Here is a 230-nt window from a genome sequence, read left to right as displayed (position 1 = left end):
ACCTTGTACGATCACGTTACCGGTAATCTTCTGCCACTTCTCTGCCGTATCTTTTAATACTGCCATACCGCCACCCATCGACATCTCAAGCTTGCTATGATCTAGCGCTTGAAAAACTTCGCTGTTAGCAAGGGCATTGAACAGGGTATTGACCGCTGGGAAAAACGCTGGTGGATAGTCTTTGTAAGCTTTAATCAAGCTGGCACCATCACGTGGATTGGGTACCAGTG

1 pseudogene is annotated in these 230 nt (G+C 47.4%); it reads right to left on the bottom strand.

Annotated features, from left to right (window positions below):
* Positions 1 to 230 (bottom strand): annotated as a pseudogene (locus AAEY87_RS14480) (long-chain fatty acid--CoA ligase); the annotation flags it as partial.

This window comes from Psychrobacter sp. S1-30-MNA-CIBAN-0213, from assembly GCF_040309845.1.
Classification (GTDB): domain Bacteria; phylum Pseudomonadota; class Gammaproteobacteria; order Pseudomonadales; family Moraxellaceae; genus Psychrobacter.
This window is presented reverse-complemented; position numbering and strand designations above follow the sequence as displayed.